Source organism: Pseudomonas sp. MWU16-30323, from assembly GCF_020515595.1.
Classification (GTDB): Bacteria; Pseudomonadota; Gammaproteobacteria; order Pseudomonadales; family Pseudomonadaceae; genus Aquipseudomonas; species Aquipseudomonas yamanorum.
On record NZ_JAIWYM010000015.1, the window covers coordinates 92,884 to 110,128 of the forward strand.

Annotated in this window: 15 protein-coding genes; 12 read left to right on the forward strand and 3 right to left on the reverse strand. The window is 61.0% G+C overall.

Annotated features, from left to right (window positions below; all coding sequences use genetic code 11):
- Positions 1 to 7 precede the first annotated feature (7 nt).
- A complete protein-coding gene (gene tssB, locus LIY45_RS18485) occupies positions 8 to 505 on the reverse strand; it encodes a type VI secretion system contractile sheath small subunit (RefSeq protein WP_226477164.1) in 498 nt (165 codons plus the stop codon).
- 32 nt (positions 506 to 537) lie between these two features.
- On the reverse strand, positions 538 to 2,091 hold the full coding sequence (tssA, locus tag LIY45_RS18490; RefSeq protein WP_226477185.1) for a type VI secretion system protein TssA: 1,554 nt from the start codon (positions 2,089 to 2,091) through the stop codon (positions 538 to 540).
- A gap of 475 nt (positions 2,092 to 2,566) precedes the next feature.
- On the opposite strand from tssA, the gene LIY45_RS18495 reads away from it, so the two are divergent.
- Positions 2,567 to 3,082: a type VI secretion system tube protein TssD gene (locus LIY45_RS18495; protein ID WP_003208034.1), complete on the forward strand. Its 516-nt coding sequence runs from the start codon at positions 2,567 to 2,569 to the stop codon at positions 3,080 to 3,082.
- A gap of 55 nt (positions 3,083 to 3,137) precedes the next feature.
- Here LIY45_RS18495 and LIY45_RS18500 read toward each other — a convergent pair whose 3' ends face one another.
- Positions 3,138 to 3,959 (reverse strand): aldo/keto reductase, encoded by an 822-nt coding sequence (locus LIY45_RS18500; protein WP_226477165.1) that lies wholly within the window; start codon positions 3,957 to 3,959, stop codon positions 3,138 to 3,140.
- Positions 3,960 to 4,067: 108 nt separating this feature from the next.
- On the opposite strand from LIY45_RS18500, the gene LIY45_RS18505 reads away from it, so the two are divergent.
- From LIY45_RS18505 to LIY45_RS18555, 11 genes are all read left to right on the forward strand, one after another.
- On the forward strand, positions 4,068 to 4,562 hold the full coding sequence (locus LIY45_RS18505) for a DUF1543 domain-containing protein (RefSeq protein WP_226477166.1): 495 nt from the start codon (positions 4,068 to 4,070) through the stop codon (positions 4,560 to 4,562).
- A gap of 104 nt (positions 4,563 to 4,666) precedes the next feature.
- The gene (locus tag LIY45_RS18510; protein WP_226477167.1) at positions 4,667 to 5,767 is read left to right on the forward strand and encodes a polyamine ABC transporter substrate-binding protein; all 1,101 of its coding nucleotides are present in this window, start codon (positions 4,667 to 4,669) and stop codon (positions 5,765 to 5,767) included.
- A gap of 25 nt (positions 5,768 to 5,792) precedes the next feature.
- Positions 5,793 to 7,211: an aminotransferase gene (locus tag LIY45_RS18515; protein ID WP_226477168.1), complete on the forward strand. Its 1,419-nt coding sequence runs from the start codon at positions 5,793 to 5,795 to the stop codon at positions 7,209 to 7,211.
- Positions 7,208 to 8,125 (forward strand): helix-turn-helix transcriptional regulator, encoded by a 918-nt coding sequence (locus LIY45_RS18520; protein WP_226477169.1) that lies wholly within the window; start codon positions 7,208 to 7,210, stop codon positions 8,123 to 8,125. The genes LIY45_RS18515 and LIY45_RS18520 overlap by 4 nt, the downstream gene beginning before the upstream one ends.
- A gap of 88 nt (positions 8,126 to 8,213) precedes the next feature.
- Positions 8,214 to 8,495 carry a peptidylprolyl isomerase gene (locus tag LIY45_RS18525; RefSeq protein ID WP_017479831.1) on the forward strand — a complete coding sequence of 94 codons (282 nt, stop codon included), beginning with the start codon at positions 8,214 to 8,216 and terminating at the stop codon, positions 8,493 to 8,495.
- A gap of 140 nt (positions 8,496 to 8,635) precedes the next feature.
- Complete coding sequence (locus LIY45_RS18530; RefSeq protein ID WP_063029235.1) at positions 8,636 to 10,495, forward strand: extracellular solute-binding protein; 1,860 nt, start codon at positions 8,636 to 8,638, stop codon at positions 10,493 to 10,495.
- Positions 10,495 to 11,556 carry a microcin C ABC transporter permease YejB gene (locus LIY45_RS18535; protein WP_003208021.1) on the forward strand — a complete coding sequence of 354 codons (1,062 nt, stop codon included), beginning with the start codon at positions 10,495 to 10,497 and terminating at the stop codon, positions 11,554 to 11,556. Before LIY45_RS18530 ends, LIY45_RS18535 begins: the two co-directional genes overlap by 1 nt.
- Positions 11,556 to 12,578 carry an ABC transporter permease gene (locus LIY45_RS18540; RefSeq protein WP_003208019.1) on the forward strand — a complete coding sequence of 341 codons (1,023 nt, stop codon included), beginning with the start codon at positions 11,556 to 11,558 and terminating at the stop codon, positions 12,576 to 12,578. Before LIY45_RS18535 ends, LIY45_RS18540 begins: the two co-directional genes overlap by 1 nt.
- Before the next feature lie 11 nt (positions 12,579 to 12,589).
- The gene (locus tag LIY45_RS18545; protein WP_226477170.1) at positions 12,590 to 14,161 is read left to right on the forward strand and encodes an ABC transporter ATP-binding protein; all 1,572 of its coding nucleotides are present in this window, start codon (positions 12,590 to 12,592) and stop codon (positions 14,159 to 14,161) included.
- Entirely contained in the window at positions 14,158 to 15,555 is a 1,398-nt protein-coding gene (locus LIY45_RS18550; RefSeq protein WP_226477171.1) for a sigma 54-interacting transcriptional regulator, read from the forward strand. The genes LIY45_RS18545 and LIY45_RS18550 overlap by 4 nt, the downstream gene beginning before the upstream one ends.
- A 295-nt stretch (positions 15,556 to 15,850) precedes the next feature.
- Positions 15,851 to 17,242, forward strand: a complete 1,392-nt coding sequence (locus LIY45_RS18555) for a GntP family permease (protein WP_226477172.1) — start codon at positions 15,851 to 15,853, stop codon at positions 17,240 to 17,242.
- The last annotated feature ends 3 nt before the right edge of the window (positions 17,243 to 17,245 follow it).

The following is a 17,245-nucleotide window of genomic DNA, read 5'->3' on the forward strand; positions in this document are numbered from 1 at the left end:
GAGGGAGTCATGCGGCGGAGCTGCCCAGCCCCAATTCAGCCAATACCCGGGTGCGGGACTCGTCATCGGCAAGTGCGTTTTCAATCGCCTTTCGAAAGCTCGGCGTGTTGCCCAACGGGCCCTTGAGCGCCACGAGTGCATCACGCAGCTCCATGAGTTTTTTCAGCTCGGGTATTTGCTCGACCAGGTGCGCAGGGTTGAAGTCCTTCATCGAATTGATCCTGACCTGGATCGCCAGCTCATCCAGCTCGGCAGAGTCCTGGAGCCGATTGGGAACGCTTAAGGTCAAGCTCAAGGCTTGCTTGGCCAACACCTCGTCAAAGGTGTTCTTGTCGACCCCGACAGGCTTGCGGTCTTCGAGTTGGCGCGGGTCTTCACGCTGGGTAAAGTCGCCAAGCACCAGCAGTTTCAACGGCAGTTCCAGCTCTTCCTGCGCAGTACCGACGGCGGGTTTGAACGTGATATTGATGCGTTCCTTGGGGGCTACCGAACCTTCTTTCGCCATGGTGTTTCTCCTTTTTCGGGTGGCTCGAAAGCCTATTCAAGTACCGCTTCAAGATCGAAGTGGCACAACCTGCGATGGACATCTTCCTTGCGCTCACGCACAGAGTGGCTTTGCGGCAACACGTCACAACAGCCATGCAAGAGTTGCAGCACCTCAACCGCCAATTCAGGCTCCCAGCGCTGCAAGCCTGACTGCTGCAGTTCGTGATCCAGGTGGTCAAGCTGGACTTTGGCAAGGTCATGCTTGCCCGCCAGCACAGACAACCTGGCGAGGCCAAGCCGCCAATGAAATCGGGCGCGCTCACCTGTGGCACTTTGCATGCCTTGTTTGAGCGACCGAACGGCCGCCTTGAATCCGTCCTTGCGCAGCACGGGCATGACGTCGTGCAACGCTTTGTCCCAAGGCGCGGCCTGGGCATCAAGTGCCGACCTGTCCGGCACCGGACCTTGCAAATGGCGGACAACCTGAGTGTTGATCCAGCCCCGGGTAGCGGGGTCAGCGAATGGTGTTCCATCGTGAAAGCGCAACTGCACGAGCCCAGGCAAACGCTGGAGCAACAAGGCGAAGTGCACTTCCAGCTCGGTCATGGCGAGGTCGGCCTGAAGTGCCTGCAGGCACTCCCACTCCAGGCACAAGCCGTCAAACCAGAACGGTGCGCCGGCCAGGCTGCCCTCAAGCTCCAGCAGCAGGTCGGTATGCTGCCCCTGGGCAAAGCGCTCCCGGTAACGCTTGAGCTTGTCGGGCGCCGGGCCACGCAAAGGTGTGACCTGTTCGCTGTCACAGTCCGGAAGGCTGGTGATTGTCAGCCAGGTCAGCGTTCGGTTCAGGCGCAGTGCGCGCAGGTCAGTGGCATTCTGGCGCTGCCACCAGGCCGACAAAGGCCGGGCATGTTCCTGCACCGTGCGCAGCAGCTTGTGGGCGTCTTTTTCGTTATCCACAACAGGCTCGGGCGCCATCAACTGAGTCGCGACCTGCTTGATATGGGCGATCACACCTGTACTACCGCCTGGTGGAGCTTCATTCTCGGGAGACTGTTGCAACCTTTCCGACAGTTGCCTGCGAACCGGCAGTAACAGTGGCGCATCGTCGAGGAGGTGTTCGGTCCATAACTCATCCAGCCGGGCCAGGTGTTCGAGCATGCAGTGGAACAGGGCGCGCTGGTCCTTGAATGACACAGGTTGCGCAAGCACCTGCTCGAGGCGCGGAACCAGCCAGCCAAAGGCGGCACTGCGGGTACGCAGCTTGCCCGGATACACCACCGCCCAATGATGCTCACAGAGGTAGCGCAGCAATCCGAGGCCTGCGAGCAACCCGGGGAAGGACTCGCGCTGATGCAATGCCCAGGTCAACCAGACAGCAACCCGCAAGTCCTTGGACTGGTGGCGTAACAGCGCCTCGCTTTTTTCCACGACCCATTGCCAATCAGGCTGACTGTTTCCGTGAATGGAATGTGCCTTGCCCAGTTCGGTTTCAAGTGCCTCATACTCGGTCGAAAAACGCATATCAGCGCCCGCATAACTCGCTTTCGAGTTAGGTGCCTGCGCAAGTTCGAGGTAATAATCGGAAAGCCTGTCTGAATAAACCATTATGGGCGTACTTTCTTCCCTGAACATGTTCAGCTAACTAATGGCCATTCAAGCGCACATCAGCAGGCTGATTAAAGTTTGTCTTCCCTACAAGAAGAGCACGAACCTTATCCATGCAAAAAGCATTGTTCAAGCCAGGAGATAGCGGTTAAGGAATTTCCTACGAAAATAGAAAAATCGGTGACGCGCAAGAATTTGCGCAGCCAAAGTTACAAGCACCCTTATTAATTACGCAAGCCCGGCGAATAAAGCCGCCCATCAGCATGAGCAACTAACTGCACACCCCTGCGCAAACAAATACAACTAAACCCGATTAAAAAACCGCCATGCTGTTTAAAAGGAAAACCAATAAACCCTTAACCCTCTGCTTTCACTAGCGCTCGAACTTTCCGGCACGCTTCTTGATATCGAGTATTACCCGGTCGGCAAATCCGTCGGCCGGGACGACCTCATTTATCAGGCAAGGAAAACCGTCATGCCAACACCCGCGTATCTATCCATCACCGGCACCAAGCAAGGCTTGATCACGGCAGGCACGTTTACCCAGGACTCGGTCGGCAATATTTACCAGGAAGGCCACGAAGACCAGATCCTGGTGGAAGCATTCCAGCATCAGGTAATCATTCCCCGCGACCCGCAATCCGGCCAGCCCACCGGCCAGCGTGTGCACAAGCCCCTGATGATCAGCAAGGTATTCGATAAATCCTCGCCGCTGCTGTTCAGCGCACTGACTTCCGGGGAAATGGTCAAGTGCCGCCTTGAGTGGTACCGAACCTCCTCAGCCGGCACCCAGGAACACTACTTCACCATTGAGCTGGAGGACGCGATCCTGGTGGACATCCAGTCACGGATGCCCAACTGCCAGGACCCGAACAACGCGCACTTCACGCATCTGGAGGATGTGTATTTCACTTACCGGAAAATCGTCTGGACCCATGAGGTATCCGGCACCTCGGGGTCTGATGACTGGCGCAGCCCGGTAGCCGGCTAAGCCCCCACCGAAACAGAAACGGCAACGCCATGGACGGCGCCGTTTCTGTCGGCTGCTAGACCATCGCCAACGGATGCTTGCGCTTCGGCGCACCAAACACCCGGTCAATCGCGTCCAGGTCGTGCTCATCCAGCACCAGCTTTGCCGCCGCGGCATTGAGCCGCACATGCTCGGGCGTCACGGCCTTGGGAATGGCGATCACACCGTCCTGGCGCAAGACCCAGGCCAGGGAAACCTGGGCGGGAGTGACCTCGTGGCGACGGGCGATTTGCTTGAGGGTCGGGCTGGCCAACAGCTCGCCACCCTGGGCGATGGGACAGTAGGCCATCAATGGCAAATTATGTTGCTGCCACCACGGCAGCAGGTCGAATTCGATACCGCGCTCTTCAATGTTGTAGAGCACCTGATTGGTGGCGCAGGCCGGGGACGCCAGTTCCTGCAGGTCGGCCACATCAAAGTTGGACACGCCCCAACGACCGATCTTGCCCGCCTCCCGCAAGCGTTCGAAGGCTTCCACCGTTTCTTCAAGGGGGTACTGGCCACGCCAATGCAACAGATACAGGTCGATGTAGTCGGTGCCCAGGCGCTGGAGACTGGCCTCGCATGCCTGTGGAACACCCTTACGGCTGGCATTGTGCGGGTACACCTTGCTGACCAGGAACACCTGGTCGCGCTTGCCGCGAATCGCTTCGCCGACGACTTCCTCGGCGCCGCCTTCGCCATACATTTCAGCGGTATCGATCAGGGTCATGCCCTCATCAATGCCCAATTGCAACGCCGCCACCTCGGCGCTGCGTTGCCCGGGATTTTCGCCCATGCGCCAGGTCCCCTGGCCGATGACAGGGACGGGAACGCCGGCCAGATCAATGGTGCGCATGACAACCTCCTGATGAATTCGCGAATTAACAGTGTGGCACCGACTGGACAAAAGGGTTCAATCGAAGGAAGGTGGCCCTTTCCATCCCAGCCATAGAAAGGGCGCGCAATGCTGTTTGTGGTCATGCTGGGGGGCAAGCACCCCCGGGCGAAAATCGAAGTGCATGATGTGGTGTTCGCCGTGGCCGACACCCTGGAAGCCGCCTACCCGCAACTGCGCGAGGGCTGGTTTGGCAGCCAGAAAGGTGTGCATATCGACTCCTGGATGACGGTGGACGGCGTCGACGGCTGGAAAGTCCAGCTCAGCCACCTGGCACCTAACGCGGGTGCGCCGCGCCTGTACTTCATCAACCTGGGCGGTTATGAATCGAACATCTTTGGCGAAGCCCACCACTACCTGCTGGTGGTTGCACGCACGGCCAGGGAAGCTGCGGCCCAAGGCAAACGGCAGATGCTCACGCACTGGACGCAATCCCACACCGACGGCGTACTGGATATCGACGACTGCCTGCCCATCGACCTGGTAGACGGGCGCTACGTCCACCTGGAACAGGGCGTCCACCGCCCGGTCGTCACGCGAAACGACTACATCGTCCTGCCCTGACCGCCTCCTACCCGAACGGGGTATGGCGCCCCACCCGCCACCTGCCTGAAAGTGCAATCAGCCCCTCGGCCTGACAATAAGCACAACATCAAGGTGGGTCCGCCATGCATAAAGCCGTTATCGCCCTGTTCAGCGCTGTCTTGCTTGCATCCACGTCCCTCAGCCAGGCCGCTGACGACCCGGGCAACACCTTGCGCATCTACAACTGGGCCGATTACATCGGGGAACACACCCTCACCGACTTCGAGAAAGCCACCGGCATCAAGGTGGTCTACGACACCTACGACTCCTACGAAACCGTGCAGGGCAAGCTGCTCTCCGGGCGCTCGGGTTATGACCTGGTGGTGCTCAACGCGTCACTGGTGCCGCTGCTGATCAAGGCCAAGGCCTTCCAGCCCCTCAACAAAGCGCTGCTGCCGGACTGGAACAACCTCGACCCGCAAGTGCTGAAAAGCCTGGAAACCCATGATCCGGGCGTGACCTATTCCGCGCCTTACACCTGGGGCAGCAATGGCGTGACCTACAACATCGACAAGATCAAGGAACGCATGCCGGATGCGCCCATCGGCTCCCTGGCGATGATCTTCGACCCCAAGATCGTTTCGCGCTTCGCCGACTGTGGCATCACCTTCATGGACTCCCCCACCGACATGATCCCGCTGGCCCTGACCTACCTCGGCCTGGACCCCAACAGCGTGGCGCCCAAAGACCTCAAGGCTGCCCAGGACGTACTGATGGCGGTACGCCCGTACATACGCAAATTCGACTCCAGCGGGTTTATCAACGGCCTGGCCAACGGCGAGTTGTGCATGGCCACCACCTGGTCCGGCGACTACGCCACTGCACAGGCCCGGGCCGCGGAAGCCGGGGCCAAGGTCAACCTAGGCTACTTCATCCCCAAGGAAGGCTCGCTGATCTGGTTCGATAACTTCTACATCCCGAGCGACGCGCCCCATGTGGCGAATGCCCACAAATTCATCGAATTCCTCCTGCAACCGGAAGTCATCGCCGGCGTCAGCAACACCATTCACTACGCCAACAGCAATCTGGCGTCCAAGCCCTTTGTAAATGCGGACATACGCGACAACCCGGCCATCTACCCGGACCTGGCGACGATGCAGCGCTTGTTCACCCAGAAAAGCCAGTCCCAAGCCGCCGTGCGCCTGATCACCCGTACCTGGAACGCCGTGAAGACCGGCAAGTGAAACCCAGCCATTGAAGGTAAATGCCATGACCCTGCCAAATCCTGCTTTTTTCGCCCAGTTCGACCACGAGCAACTGGACGCCGCCGACAAGGCCCATTACATGCACGGCTTCCATATGTTCGACGAACACCGTGAACAAGGCTCGCTGAACATTGCGGCCGGTGACGGCGCCTACATCTACGACACCGCCGGCAACCGTTACCTGGATGCCGTCGGCGGCATGTGGTGCACGAATATCGGCCTGGGCCGCGAAGAAATGGCCGACGCCATCGCCAACCAGGTGCGCCAGTTGGCCTACTCCAACCCGTTCTGCGACATGGCCAACGTCACCGCCATCGAACTGTGCGCCAAGCTCGCCAGCCTGGCCCCCGGCGACCTCGACCATGTGTTCCTGACCACCGGCGGCTCCACGGCTGTCGATACCGCCTATCGCCTGGTGCAGTTCTATCAGAACAGTCGCGGCAAGCATGGGAAGAAACACATCATCTCGCGCCTCAGTGCGTACCACGGCTCGACGTTCCTGACGATGTCCATCGGCAACAAGGCCGCCGACCGTGCGCCGGAATTCGACTTCATGAGCGACCTGTTCCACCACATCTCCTGCCCCAACTACTACCGGGCGCCAGAAGGCATGAGCGAGGCGCAGTTCCTCGATTTCCTGGTGGATGAGTTCGAAGACAAGATCCTGACCATCGGCGCCGACAAGGTGGCCGCGTTCTTTGCCGAACCGATCATGGGCTCGGGTGGCGTGATCATCCCGCCAAAGGGTTATCACCGGCGCATGTGGGACATCTGCCAACGCTATGACCTGCTCTACGTGGCGGATGAAGTGGTGACGTCCTTCGGTCGGCTGGGCAAATTCTTCGCCTCCCAGGAGGTGTTCGACATGCAGCCGGACATCATCACCACCGCCAAGGGCCTGACTTCCGGCTACCTGCCGCTGGGCGCCTGTATTTTCTCGGACCGCATCTGGCAAGTGATCGGCGAGCCGGGCAAGGGCCGCTGCTTTACCCATGGCTTCACCTACAGCGGCCATCCGGTGAGTTGCGTGGCGGCGCTGAAGAACATCGAGATCATCGAGCGGGAACACCTGCTGGCCCATGTCGAAGACGTCGGCGTGTACCTCGAACAGCGCCTGCAAACCCTGGCCAGCCTGCCGTTGGTGGGCGACGTGCGCTGCCAGCGCTTGATGGCCTGCATCGAGTTTGTTGCCGACAAACACACCAAGGCGCTGCTGCCGGACGCGGTGAACATCGGCGAGAAGATCCACCTGCGGGCCCAGGCCAGGGGCTTGCTGGTACGGCCCATCGGCCACCTGAACGTGATGTCGCCGCCGCTGATCATCACCCATGCCCAAGTGGATGAAGTGGTGGAGATCCTGCGCCAGTGCATCCTCGACACCGCCGAAGAGCTGCGCCAGAGCGGCGAGTATCAAGGCCGATGAGCCTGGGCGCCCCGGTGCTTTTGCCGGGGCCCTGGCCGGCGGGTAGACTGGCCGGCATGAGCCAGAATGCCGATCACTGCCCTGCCCCGTCCTTCCAGGTGCTCGAAGCCTGGAACGGCGCGTTGGCCCACGCCTTCGTCAGCGTTGACGAAGCCTCATTCCTTGAACACCTGGCCTGTGCCCTCAGTGCCCTGACCCCCATCGAATCGATGATGATCAGCCTGGAGCGCCAGGGCCAGGCGCCGCACTTGCTGTACCAGCAAGGCATCCCCCGGCCGCACTACGAAGAAATCATCAACCGCTACTTTTCCCGGGGCTACCTGCTGGACCCGTTCTGCCTGGCGGTGGACAAGGGCCTCGCCGAAGGCTTCTACCACCTGGCGCAAATCGCCCCGGACGATTTCTTCAACAGCGCGTACTACAAGACCTACTACCTGCGCAGCGGCGGCGCCCAGGAGAGCTACTACATCGTTGACCTGTGCCCCAACAGCAAGATTTCCCTGTGCATGTTCCAGGGGCTGAGTGCCGGCCAGTTCAGCGATGAGCAACTGGCGCTGCAACGAACCGCCCAACCCATCGTGCGTGAACTGCTGCGGCGCTTCGGCACCACCGGCGGGCTGTGCAAGGTGATCAGCGACGACGCCTTCACCCAGACCCAGGTGCATCAGCAGATTGAAGCGGCGTTCATGCACTTTGGCAGCGGCGTATTGACCGTGCGCGAACGGGAGATCGCCCACCTGATCCTGCGCGGGCACTCGGTGAAATCCACCGCGCAGGTACTGGGCATTTCCCCGGAAACCGTGCGCATGCACCGCAAGCATCTGTATACCAAGCTTGAAATCAATTCCCAGGCGGAGCTGTTTGCGCTGTTTATCGACTGGCTGACCCAAAGCGGCGTAATGGCCCGATCCTGAACCGTCCATGCAACCCGGGGGAACTTTGCCAGGAAATAACCACCTGAATCCGGTACGCTCACCGTTTTTACCCAAGGAGTTATCCCTCATGGCCAAAGCCACCGCCCGTCACATCCTGGTTTCCAGCGAAGACAAGTGCAACGAACTGAAAGCGCAAATCGAAGCCGGCGCTGATTTCGCCGAAGTTGCCAAAGCCAACTCGTCCTGCCCGTCCAGCCGTCAAGGCGGCGACCTGGGCTCGTTCGGCCCGGGCCAAATGGTTAAAGAATTCGACACCGTCGTATTCAGCGCCCCAGTCAACACCGTGCAAGGCCCCGTGAAAACCCAGTTCGGTTATCACCTGCTGGAAGTGACCAGCCGTCAGGACTGATCCAGTCCGCACCTATGTTTAAAACAGCGGCCCGCCTTTTGGTGGGCCGTTGTGCATCTGTGACAGTGTGAAGACTGGCGAGGCGTACGCGCATAGCGTACAAATCCCTTTACCTCTTCACCCGGCGCCCAAGGCTGATAATGCGAGTCGCTTTTTCTACCCTGTTTTGCTCCACCCTGGCCCTGCTGCTGGCCAGCACCGCCGTGATCGCCGCGCCGCAATCGGCACTGACCGTGTACGGCGAACCGGCCAAATACCAGCCCGGCTTCACCCATTTCGACTACGCCAACCCCAATGCCCCCAAGGGCGGCAGCTTGCGGCGTTCGGCGATCGAAATCGGGCGCTACGACCACGTGCTGCCCTATGGCGACAAAGGCATCGGTGTCAGCCAGGTCGACGGTTGGCTGTATTCGCCCCTGGCCCAGCGCTCCCTGGATGAGCCCTACACGGTCTACGGCCTGGTGGCGGAAAAGATGGAGCGGTCAGACGACGGTCTGTCCCTGCGTTTTTACCTGAACCCCAAGGCGCGTTTCGCCGATGGCCAGCCGATCACCGCCGAAGACGTGCGCTACACCTTCGACCTGCTGATGACCCAGGGCAGCCTGCGCTACCGCACGCTGTTCGCCGACGTCAAACACGTCGAAGTCGAAGGCCCGCGCCAGGTGCGCTTCGACTTCTCCAGCAACGAAAACCGCACCCTGCCCCTGGATGTCGCCACCCTGCCGGTGTTCCCCGAGCATTGGTGGAAGACCCGCAACTTCGCCGACGGCGGCGGCTACGAGATTCCCCTCGGCAGCGGCCCCTACACCATCAGCAAGGTGGATGCCGGCAACACCATCACCTTCAAGCGCGACCCGAACTGGTGGGGCAAGGACCTGCCCATCAGCCGTGGCCTGTACAACTTCGATCACCTGAGCCTGGAATACTTCGGCGACACCGAAGTGGCGCGTCAGGTCCTGCGGGGCGGAGCCTACGACTTCAACCGCGAATTCTCCGCCACCGGCTACTCCATCGGCTACAACGGCCCGGCCCTCGACGATGGCCGCCTGCAGCGCGCGCACCTGGCCAAGGAAGCACCGCAACCGGCCCAGGGCTACGTGTTCAACGTGCAAAAGCCGATGTTCAAGGACCGCCGCGTGCGCCAGGCCCTGGCCATGTTGTGGGACTTCGAATGGGCCAACCGGCAGATGATGCGCAACATGTACATCCGCCAGCAAAGCTTCTTCTCCAACAGCCCACTGGCGGCGACCCAACTGCCGGACGCCCAGGAGCTGGCGATTCTGGAACCTTTGCGCGGGCAGATTCCCGACGAAGTCTTCACCCAGGTGTTCAAGGCCCCCACCACTGACGGCACCGGGATGATCCGCGACAAGCAGCTGCAAGCCCTGGCCCTGCTGGAACAGGCTGGTTGGAAACCCGACGGCGACAAGCTGGTAAATGCCGAAGGCGAGCCGCTGGAGTTCACCTTCCTCAACGCCCAGAACGGCCTTGAGCGCCTGTTGTTGCCCTACAAACGCAACCTCGCGCAAATCGGCATCACCCTCAATATCCGCCGTATCGACTCCTCGCAATACGTCAACCGCCTGATGGCCCGGGACTACGACATGATCGTCACCGGCTTCCCGGTCACCACCTCGCCGGGGATGGAGCTGTACAACTACTTTGGCTCGGCCGCCGCGTTTGATACCGGCGCCAACAACTACATGGTCCTCAAGGACCCAGCCGTGGACAGCCTGATCAACGGCCTGGTCAAGGCCAACACCCAGTCGCAGATGCTCAGTTACGCCCACGCCCTGGACCGCGTGCTGCAATGGAATTACCTGTGGATTCCCAACTACTACCCGCCGGGCACCTCCGCCGCGTGGTGGAACCGCTTCGGCCGCCCGGCCGTGGAAGCCAAGACCGATGAGGCCCTGGAAACCTGGTGGGAAATCAGCCCCACGCCGCTGACCAATGAACAGATGAAAGCCGAATTGACCAAACGCCCGGGAGCCCGCTGATGTTTGCCTATATCGTGCGGCGCTTGCTGCTGATCATTCCCACCCTGGTGATTATCCTGCTGGTGAACTTCGTTATCGTGCAGGCCGCACCCGGCGGGCCGGTGGAACAGGCCATCGCTCACCTGCAAGGCATCGGCGGCGGTGGCGTCGGCGGCTCGTCTGCCGAAAGCCTCAGCAGCGGTTCACGGGCCAGCCGTGGCCTGGACCCGAAGCTGATCAAGGACATCGAAAAACAATACGGCTTCGACAAGCCCGCGCCGGAACGCCTGTGGCTGATGCTCAAGAGCTACGCCCAGCTGGATTTCGGCAACAGTTTCTTCCGCGGCAAAAGCGTGACCGACCTGATCCTGGAAAAGATGCCGGTGACCATTTCCCTCGGCCTGTGGGCCACCTTGATCACCTACCTGGTGTCGATCCCGCTGGGGATTCGCAAGGCGGTGCGCCATGGCAGCAGTTTCGATGTGTGGAGCAGCACCGCGATCGTGATTGGGTATGCGATGCCGGCGTTTCTGTTTGCGATGTTCCTGATCGTGGTCTTCGCCGGCGGCACTTCGCTGAACTGGTTCCCGGTGCGCGGACTGGTCTCGGAAAACTTCGACCAGTTGAGCACCGTGGGCAAGATCGCCGACTACTTCTGGCACCTGGTACTGCCGGTCAGCGCCCTGGTGATCGGCGGTTTCGCCACCTTGACCATCCTCACCAAAAACTCGTTCCTCAATGAAATCACCCGCCAGTACGTGGTCACCGCCCGAGCCAAAGGCTTGAGTGAACGCCGGGTGCTGTACGGGCATGTGTTTCGCAATGCCATGCTGCTGGTGATTTCGGGAATTCCCCAGGCGTTTATCGCGGTGTTCTTTGCCGGTTCGCTGCTGATCGAGGTGATTTTCTCCCTCGATGGCCTGGGCCGCATGAGCTACGAAGCGGCGGTTTCACGGGACTATCCGGTGGTGTTCGGCTCGTTGTTTATCTTCACGCTGTTTGGCCTTTTGATCAAACTCATCGGTGACCTCTGCTACACCCTGGTGGACCCGCGTATCGACTTCGCCGCGAGGAACGCCTGATGCTCAAGCTTTCTCCCGTGGCCCGTCGGCGCTTTGAACGTTTCAAGAAAAACCGTCGCGGCTGGTGGTCGCTGTGGCTGTTTATCGGCCTGTTTATCCTGACCCTCGGCGGCGAGTTGATCGCCAATGACAAACCCTTGGTGCTCAGCTACCAGAACGAACTGTATTTCCCGGTATTCAAGCGCTACACCGAGCAGGAGTTCGGCGGGCAACTGCCGTTCCAGGCGGATTACCGCAGTGAATACGTGCAGAACCTGATCAAAAAGGACGGCGGCTGGATGCTGTTCCCGCCGATCCCGTTCAGCGACGACACCCCCAACTACGAACTGACCCGCCCTGCCCCCAGCCCGCCATCGAGCGTGAACTGGCTGGGCACCGACGACCAATCCCGCGACGTCCTGGCGCGGGTGATCTTCGGCGCACGGGTATCGATCCTGTTTGCCCTGGCCCTCACCGCCATCAGCGCCGCCATCGGCATCGCCGCCGGGGCGTTGCAGGGTTACTACGGCGGCTGGGTCGACTTGCTCGGGCAACGAATATTGGAAGTGTGGTCCGGGCTGCCGGTGCTGTACTTGCTGATCATTCTGTCGGGGTTTGTCGAGCCGAATTTTTGGTGGTTGCTGGGGATCATGGCGCTGTTTTCGTGGCTGGCCCTGGTGGACGTGGTGCGCGCCGAGTTTCTGCGGGGGCGCAACCTGGAGTACGTCAAGGCCGCGCGGGCATTGGGCCTGGGGGACGGCAAGATCATCCGCCGGCATATCCTGCCGAACGCAATGACCGCCACCCTGAGCTACTTGCCGTTCATTTTGACCGGGGCGATTTCTACCCTGAGCGCCCTGGATTTCCTCGGTTTCGGCATGCCCGCCGGCAGCGCGTCACTGGGTGAGCTGATCGCCCAGGGCAAGCAGAACCTGCAGGCGCCATGGCTGGGGCTGACCGCGTTTTTCACCCTGGCGCTGATTCTGTCGTTGCTGGTGTTTATCGGCGAGGCGTTGCGTGACGCCTTCGACCCACGCTCATGAAGGGCCCTGAGATGACTGAAAACCTGATCGAGATTCGCGATCTGAGCGTCGCCTTCAACGGCCAGACCGTGGTGCGCAAGCTGTGCCTGGACGTGCGCCCTGGCGAGTGCCTGGCACTGGTGGGCGAGTCGGGGTCGGGCAAGTCGGTGACCGCCCATTCGATCCTGCAATTGCTCCCCGAAGCCGGCACCGAAACCACCGGTTCAGTGCGTTATCGCGGCCAGGAACTGCTCGGCGCCTCACCCGCCACCCTGCAAAAGCTGCGGGGCAACCGGATTGCGATGATCTTCCAGGAGCCGATGACGTCCCTGAATCCGCTGCACAGCATCGAGAAGCAAATCGGCGAAACCCTGCTGCTGCACAAGGGCCTGGGCGGCAAGCAAGCCCAGGCGCGGATCCTTGAGTTGCTGGAACTGGTGGGCATCCAGAAGCCCCAGGAACGCCTCAAGGCCTACCCCCATCAACTCTCCGGCGGCCAGCGCCAGCGGGTGATGATCGCCATGGCCCTGGCCTGCGAGCCGGAACTGTTGATCGCCGACGAACCGACCACCGCGCTGGATGTGACGGTGCAGCGCAAGATCCTGCTGCTGCTCAAGTCCCTGCAACAACGCCTGGGCATGTCGCTGCTGCTGATCAGCCACGACCTCAACCTGGTGCGCAGCATTGCCCAGCGGGTGTGCGTGATGAAGGCCGGGGAGATTGTCGAGCAGGCAGATTGCGAAACCCTGTTCTGCGCCCCCAAGCACCCTTACAGCCGCCTGTTGCTGGATGCTGAACCGGCAGGCATCGTCTTGAATCACCAGGCGCGGGACACGGTGTTGCAGGTGGAAGACCTGAGCGTGCAGTTCCCGCTGGGCGGCGGACTGTTCCGGCGCAAGCAGTACCTGCAAGCAGTGGACGGCATCAGCCTGACGGTGCAGCGCGGCAAGACCTTGGGGATTGTCGGCGAGTCCGGCTCGGGCAAATCCACACTGGGCCAGGCGATTCTGCGGCTGCTGGATTCCAGCGGCGCGATTCGCTTCCAGGGCGAGGCTCTCGAAGGCCTGACGCAAAAACAGATGCAGCCGTGGCGCAAGCAGATGCAGGTGGTGTTCCAGGACCCGTTCGGCAGCCTCAGCCCGCGGATGTCGGTGGCGCAGATCATCAGCGAAGGCCTCGAAGTGCATGCCCCGTGCAGCCTCAAGGACCGCGAAGCCCAAGTGATCCGCGTGCTGGAAGACGTCGGCCTGGACCCCGCCAGCCGCCATCGCTACCCCCATGAATTTTCCGGCGGCCAGCGCCAACGCATCGCTATCGCCCGTGCCCTGGTGCTCAAACCGGCGCTGATCCTGCTGGACGAACCCACCTCGGCGCTGGACCGCACCGTGCAGAAACAGGTGGTCGCCCTGCTGCTTGAGCTGCAGGAAAAGTACGGCCTGACTTACCTGTTTATCAGCCACGACCTGGCGGTGGTGCGGGCCCTGGCCCACGACATGATTGTGATCAAGGACGGCAAGGTGGTGGAGCGCGGCCCCAGCGATGAAGTATTTGCCGCGCCGCAACACCCCTACACCCAGGAACTCCTCGCGGCGGCACATCCATGAGCACCAGCGGCAGCCTCAAGGATTACCAATACGTTCGTGGCCTGGCGATCCAGTCGTTGTTCGAGATCATCGAGCAGTCCAGCGAAGGCACGGTGATTGTCGACGGTGACGCCAACATCGTCTGGATGAACGAGCGTTACGCCAAGCGCTTCGGCCTGAAAAGCGCCGACGAAGCCATCGGCCAACCGTGCGAGCAGGTGATTTCCAACAGCCTGCTGCGCCAGGTGGTACGCAACGACCAACCGATATTGCTGGATATCCAGGACACGCCCAAAGGCCCGCTGGTGGTGATGCGCCTGCCGATCCATGACGACGCGGGCAAGGTGATCGGCGCCATCGGGTTTGCGTTGTTTGATGAGCTGCGCAACCTGTCGCCGCTGATCGAGCGCTACCTGAGCATGCAGCAGGAACTGGCGTCCACCCGATCGTTGCTGAGGTCGCGGCAAAGCAAGTACAACTTCGCGCACTTTATCGGCACCAGCGCGGCCAGCCTGGAAGTCAAACGCCGGGCGCGGCGCAGTGCCAGCGCGGAGTCGCCGGTGTTGTTGCTGGGGGAAACCGGGACCGGCAAGGAACTGCTGGCCCAGGCGATTCACGGTGCATCGCCTCGGGCGCACAAAGCCTTTGTGAGCATCAACAGCGCAGCGATTCCCCATGATTTGCTGGAAGCCGAATTCTTTGGCACGGCACCGGGCGCGTTTACCGGCGCCGACCGCAAGGGCCGTCCCGGCAAGTTGCAGATTGCCCAGGGCGGCACGCTGTTTCTCGATGAAATCGGCGACATGCCGCTGCCGCTGCAAAGCAAGCTGCTGCGGGTGTTGCAGGAGAAAGAGTTCGAGCCCGTGGGCTCCAACGAGATGATCCACAGTGATGTGCGGGTGATTGCCGCCACGTCGATGGACCTGGAAGCGGCGATCAAGCGCGGGGAATTTCGGGCGGACCTGTATTACCGCCTGAATGTGCTGCCGATCCAGGTACCGCCGTTGCGCGCGCGGCTGGATGATTTGCCGGCGTTGAGTGAGGCGATTCTGGAGGAGTTGCGCAGCCAGCATGAGCTGGACCGGGAAGCGCTGGCGCTATTGGCGCAGCATGCCTGGCCGGGGAATATCCGCGAGCTGCGCAATGTCCTGGAGCGGGCGGCGCTGTTGAGTGATGACCTGGTGCTGGATGCCCGTGAAATCCGCGCGGCAATTGGTACGTTCAGCCCGGTGGAACACAGTTCGGTAGAGACCGTTGAGGGCGAGAGTTTCAGCGCGGCCCGGGAACGGTTTGACCGGCAGGTGATTGGGGCGGCGTTGAAGGCGTGTGAAGGGAATGTTGTGGAAGCGGCGAAGCGGCTGGGGCTTGGCCGGTCGACCTTGTACAAGAAAATGGTCGCGCTGGGCATCGCCTAGTCTCGAAATAGAGACAATAATCTCATATCAAAGACAATCGACTGTGGGAGCTGGCTTGCCTGCGATAGCTGTGGGTCAGCCAACACATCCACCCACTGACAAACCGCCATCGCAGGCAAGCCAGCTCCCACATTTGATCAGCGCCAGTCTCAAATCAGAGACAAACTTCAAAATTCAAACCTAAAAAATAATATTATCTTTATATTTCAACAAGTTAACCACTTGGCACACATCTCGCTATAGCCCTTCCCCACCGCCTCACCCCACAAAAATAACAATCAGATGGAGACACACCATGAGTGTGATCATTGCCCTCGCAGCCCTGGCGCTGCTGATGCTGGCCGCCTACCGTGGCTACAGCGTCATCCTGTTTGCCCCCATCGCCGCCCTCGGCGCTGTGCTGCTTACCGACCCCTCCGCCGTCGCCCCCGCCTTCACCGGGGTGTTCATGGAGAAGATGGTCGGCTTCCTCAAGCTGTATTTCCCGGTGTTCCTGCTCGGCGCGGTGTTCGGCAAGCTGATTGAAATTTCCGGCTTCTCGCGCTCCATCGTCGCCGCCGCGATCCAGTTGCTGGGCACCCGCCAGGCGATGCTGGTGATCGTGCTGGTGTGCGCCCTGCTGACTTACGGCGGTGTGTCGCTGTTTGTGGTGGTGTTCGCGGTGTACCCGTTTGCCGCCGAGATGTTCCGCCAGAGCAATATCCCCAAGCGCCTGTTGCCGGCGACCATCGCCCTCGGTGCGTTCTCGTTCACCATGGACGCCCTGCCCGGCACGCCGCAGATCCAGAACATCATCCCCAGCACCTTCTTCAACACCACCGCCTGGGCCGCGCCGTGGCTGGGGTTGATCGGCACGATCTTCGTGTTCTGCGTCGGCATGCTGTACCTGGCTCGCCAGCGCAACAAGGCCCAGCGGGCCGGTGAAGGCTATGGCACCAACCTGCGCAACGAGCCAGAGACCGCCGAAGACATCAAGCTGCCCAACCCATGGATCGCCCTGTCGCCGCTGTTGCTGGTGGGCATCATGAACCTGCTGTTCACCCACTGGATTCCGCTGTGGTACGGCAAGACCCACACCCTCAGCCTGCCGGGCATGAGCGTGCCGGTGCAGACCGAAGTCGCCAAGCTCACGGCGATCTGGGCGGTGCAGGCGGCGTTGCTGGTGGGGATCATCGTGGTGCTGGTGTTCGGTTTCTCGGCGATTCGCAGCAAGCTCGCCGAGGGCAGCAAGAGCGCGGTCAGCGGTGCACTGCTGGCGGCGATGAACACCGCGTCGGAATACGGTTTTGGTGCGGTGATCGCCTCGCTGCCGGGCTTCCTGGTGCTGGCGGACTGGCTCAAGGGCATTCCCAACCCACTGGTCAACGAAGCGATTACCGTGACCCTGCTGGCCGGTATCACCGGCTCTGCCTCAGGCGGCATGAGCATTGCGTTGGCGGCCATGTCGGAGAGCTTTATTTCAGCCGCCCATGCGGCCAATATCCCCCTTGAAGTACTGCACCGGGTCGCGGCCATGGCCAGCGGCGGCATGGACACCCTGCCCCACAACGGCGCCGTGATCACACTGCTGGCGGTCACCGGGCTGACCCACCGCGAAGCCTATAAAGATATTTTCGGCATCACGATCATCAAGACCCTCGCGGTGTTCGTGGTGATTGGTACTTTCTACGCCACCGGCATTGTGTGAGGT

What these genes read in the sequence shown, in the direction of transcription:
- tssB (WP_226477164.1), bottom strand. Translation starts at nt 505, where the DNA reads ATGGCGAAAGAAGGTTCGGTAGCCCCCAAGGAACGCATCAATATCACG.
- tssA (WP_226477185.1), bottom strand. Translation starts at nt 2,091, where the DNA reads ATGGTTTATTCAGACAGGCTTTCCGATTATTACCTCGAACTTGCGCAG.
- LIY45_RS18495 (WP_003208034.1), top strand. Translation starts at nt 2,567, where the DNA reads ATGCCAACACCCGCGTATCTATCCATCACCGGCACCAAGCAAGGCTTG.
- LIY45_RS18500 (WP_226477165.1), bottom strand. Translation starts at nt 3,959, where the DNA reads ATGCGCACCATTGATCTGGCCGGCGTTCCCGTCCCTGTCATCGGCCAG.
- LIY45_RS18505 (WP_226477166.1), top strand. Translation starts at nt 4,068, where the DNA reads ATGCTGTTTGTGGTCATGCTGGGGGGCAAGCACCCCCGGGCGAAAATC.
- LIY45_RS18510 (WP_226477167.1), top strand. Translation starts at nt 4,667, where the DNA reads ATGCATAAAGCCGTTATCGCCCTGTTCAGCGCTGTCTTGCTTGCATCC.
- LIY45_RS18515 (WP_226477168.1), top strand. Translation starts at nt 5,793, where the DNA reads ATGACCCTGCCAAATCCTGCTTTTTTCGCCCAGTTCGACCACGAGCAA.
- LIY45_RS18520 (WP_226477169.1), top strand. Translation starts at nt 7,208, where the DNA reads ATGAGCCTGGGCGCCCCGGTGCTTTTGCCGGGGCCCTGGCCGGCGGGT.
- LIY45_RS18525 (WP_017479831.1), top strand. Translation starts at nt 8,214, where the DNA reads ATGGCCAAAGCCACCGCCCGTCACATCCTGGTTTCCAGCGAAGACAAG.
- LIY45_RS18530 (WP_063029235.1), top strand. Translation starts at nt 8,636, where the DNA reads ATGCGAGTCGCTTTTTCTACCCTGTTTTGCTCCACCCTGGCCCTGCTG.
- LIY45_RS18535 (WP_003208021.1), top strand. Translation starts at nt 10,495, where the DNA reads ATGTTTGCCTATATCGTGCGGCGCTTGCTGCTGATCATTCCCACCCTG.
- LIY45_RS18540 (WP_003208019.1), top strand. Translation starts at nt 11,556, where the DNA reads ATGCTCAAGCTTTCTCCCGTGGCCCGTCGGCGCTTTGAACGTTTCAAG.
- LIY45_RS18545 (WP_226477170.1), top strand. Translation starts at nt 12,590, where the DNA reads ATGACTGAAAACCTGATCGAGATTCGCGATCTGAGCGTCGCCTTCAAC.
- LIY45_RS18550 (WP_226477171.1), top strand. Translation starts at nt 14,158, where the DNA reads ATGAGCACCAGCGGCAGCCTCAAGGATTACCAATACGTTCGTGGCCTG.
- LIY45_RS18555 (WP_226477172.1), top strand. Translation starts at nt 15,851, where the DNA reads ATGAGTGTGATCATTGCCCTCGCAGCCCTGGCGCTGCTGATGCTGGCC.